Source organism: Fervidicola ferrireducens (assembly GCF_001562425.1).
In the GTDB taxonomy this organism is placed as follows: Bacteria; Bacillota; Thermosediminibacteria; order Thermosediminibacterales; family Thermosediminibacteraceae; genus Fervidicola; species Fervidicola ferrireducens.
In genome coordinates this window covers 1-2,814 of record NZ_LOED01000070.1, presented here as the reverse complement: position 1 = coordinate 2,814, position 2,814 = coordinate 1, and the positions used below count along the sequence as shown (strand labels likewise).

Here is a 2,814-nt window from a genome sequence, read left to right as displayed (position 1 = left end):
ATATGGTCTATGTCGAGTATTTCGTCGCTGGTGAGGATTTTTTTGCCGTCGAAGGGGAATACGGGTAGTTTTGCAGGGGTTGAGCCGGTGGCTATGATGATGTTGTCGGCCTTTAGGGTTTCGTAGCTTCCGTCTTGTTTTTGTATCTGTACCGTTTCTTTGCCGGTTAGTTTTGCTTTGCCTTTTATGAGTTTTACGTTGTTTTTTTCAAATAGATATTCTATCCCTTCTTGCAGCCTTTGGACGATTCTGTTTTTCCTTTCGATGATTTGGCTTATTTGAGGGGTTATGCTGCCGTCAATCTTGATGCCGTATTGCTGGGCTTCTTTTATTGTGGCAAGCACTTCCGCCGATGCCAGCAGGGCTTTGGTGGGGATGCATCCCCGGTTTAGACAGGTCCCTCCTACTTTGTCTTTTTCTATTACGGTGACCTGCGCACCCAATTTTGCTGCCTTTAAGGCCGCTACGTATCCGCCGGGACCCGCTCCTATTACTATGACCTCTTTTGACATTTTTCCCCTCCTTCCCGATGGGCTAAAATCCGCACATGTCCAAAAGCAGGGGTACGTTTTCTTCGGCGCCTATCGCCATTATGTGAACTCCGTCGCATAATTTGCCGTCTTTTAGCTGGTTTATGAGTTCTGCGGCGATTTTGAGCCCTTCTTTTACTTTGTCCTGGGAGTTTCGGAGTTTTTGGATTATGTGTTCGGGGACGTATATGCCGGGGACGTTTTTGTTCATGTATTCTGCCATACCGGCTGATTTTAAGGGTATTATTCCTGCCAGGATTTTGACGTCAAGGTGCAATGTCATTTCTTTTAGTCTTTTCATGTCTTGTATGTCGTATATCGCCTGGGTCTGGAAGAATTTTGCTCCCGCTTTTATCTTTTTTTCCATTTTGATTATCTGGAGTTCTATGGGGTCGTAGTGGGGGGTTACGCTGGCTCCGAGGTAGAATTCCGGTGTTCCGTTCAGGGGATTTCCCGCCAGGTCTTTGCCTTGCATGAGGCATGTGGCGGTTTCGAGTATGTTTACGGAGTCGAGTTCAAATACGGGTTTTGCTTGTTTGTTGTCGCCGAATACGGGGTGGTCGCCGGTGAGGGCGAGGATGTTTTTTATGCCCACCGCTGCAGCAGATAAAAGCTCCCCCTGGATGGCAATCCTGTTCCGGTCCCGGCCGGTTATCTGCATTACGGGTTCGAGGCCTTGCTGTTTTATGAGTATTGCCGCTCCAAGGGATGATACCCTGACTACGGCGCTTTGAAAGTCGGTGAGGTTTACGGCGTCTACTCGGCCTTTTATGGCTTTTGCGCATTCTACAAGGCGGGTGGTGTCGGTGCCTTTCGGGGGTGCAAGTTCGGCGGTTACGGCAAAGCCGCCGCTTTCGAGTTTTTCTTTGAGGCCCATTTTTTCACTCCTTTCAGCGGCTGACGGTGATTTTCATGGGGTGCAGGGTTTTGCTGTGGTCTTTGGGGGGTTTTATTTGCTTTAGTTGTTCCAGCTTCCCCGCTTTTTTGAGGCGTTCGTATATGAGTATCCAGGCGCAGTCGTTTTCTGTGTTTACTTCGCATTTGCCGTCCTTGGCGCCGCCGCAGGGGCCGTTTAATAGGCCTTTGGCGCACTGAGTCATGGGGCAGATGCCTGAGGTCCAACCCAGTTCGCATTCGCCGCAGGCCCGGCATTTTTCGGCAAAGTGTCCCATGCGTTCTATTTCTCCGATGAACAGGGTGTCGTTGGCGGGGTATACGGGGATTTCATCTACTATGGAGCTTACGGTTTGGGCACCATCGCCGCAGGCCATGCAGAGTATCGCATCGGCTTTTTCTAGCTCGTTTTTTTGCTTTTTTAGCGTGGCCCTTGCCTGGAGCTTGTGGCAGGAGGGGTCGAGTACAACGTAGCCCGTTATTTTCTTTCCTTCTTTTTCGAGTCTTTCTTTCATTTCGAGGATTTGTTTTTCGCCGCCGGTCATGCAGCTTGTTGCGCAGAGACTGCAGCCGGTGATGTATATGTTTTGAACGTCTTTTAGCATTTTGAGTATTTCTTCAAGAGGCTTTTGCTTTGTTATTATCATTTTTCAACCCTCCTTGTTTCAACCCTCCTTGGCCGAAAGCATCCTGCAGGCCTGGATGACGTGCTTTGCAAGTACCGTGGAGGTGACGGAACCCACTCCGCCGGGAACGGGAGTTATTTTGCCCGCTATTTCCTTTACCTCTTCAAAGTCCACATCGCCGCACATCCTGCCGTTTTCGTCGAAGTTTATGCCCACGTCTATCACTATGGCGCCCGGGGATACCATGTCTTTTTTTATCATCCGGGCTTTGCCGGCGGCGGCAACCAGGATTTCGGCCCGGGTCGTTTCGGCCTTCAGGTCTTTTGTCTTCGTGTGGCATATTGTGACGGTGGCGTTTTCTTTGAGCATCATCATGGCAAGCGGCCTTCCCACCACCATGCTGCGCCCCACTATTACGGCTCTCTTTCCGGTGAGGTCTATGCCGTAGTGGTGGAGTATTTCCATGACGGCCGATGGTGTGCATGGGGCAAACCCGTCCTGTTCCCCGCCCATCACTTTCGCTATGTTCACCGGGTTGAAAGAGTCCACGTCTTTTCGGGGCGATATTTCGTATTTTACCCGGTCTTCCAAGATGTGAGCGGGAAGCGGCCGCATGACGAGTATGCCGTGGATTGTTTCATCTTCGTTCAGCTGGTGGAGTTTTTTTACAAATTCCTCTTCCGTGGTGTTTTCGGGAAGCTGGACGACGCTGGTTTCTATGCCAATCTCCGCGCACCTTTTTTGGGCTCCTTTTATATACGACA

4 protein-coding genes are annotated in these 2,814 nt (G+C 50.3%); all 4 read right to left on the bottom strand.

Features of this window, described 5'->3' with window-relative positions:
• A partial coding sequence (locus AN618_RS12235) for an FAD-dependent oxidoreductase (protein WP_157081762.1) occupies positions 1-512 on the bottom strand: 512 nt, incomplete at its 3' end.
• Positions 513-534: 22 nt separating this feature from the next.
• On the bottom strand, positions 535-1,407 hold the full coding sequence (locus AN618_RS12230; RefSeq protein WP_066355604.1) for a methylenetetrahydrofolate reductase: 873 nt from the start codon (positions 1,405-1,407) through the stop codon (positions 535-537).
• Positions 1,408-1,420: 13 nt separating this feature from the next.
• Entirely contained in the window at positions 1,421-2,071 is a 651-nt protein-coding gene (locus AN618_RS12225) for a methylenetetrahydrofolate reductase C-terminal domain-containing protein (RefSeq protein WP_066355601.1), read from the bottom strand.
• An 18-nt stretch (positions 2,072-2,089) separates the two neighbouring features.
• The coding region (locus AN618_RS12220; RefSeq protein WP_066355599.1) for a bifunctional 5,10-methylenetetrahydrofolate dehydrogenase/5,10-methenyltetrahydrofolate cyclohydrolase at positions 2,090-2,814 on the bottom strand (725 nt) is incomplete at its 5' end.

What these genes read in the sequence shown, in the direction of transcription:
- AN618_RS12230 (WP_066355604.1), bottom strand. Translation starts at nt 1,407, where the DNA reads ATGGGCCTCAAAGAAAAACTCGAAAGCGGCGGCTTTGCCGTAACCGCC.
- AN618_RS12225 (WP_066355601.1), bottom strand. Translation starts at nt 2,071, where the DNA reads ATGATAATAACAAAGCAAAAGCCTCTTGAAGAAATACTCAAAATGCTA.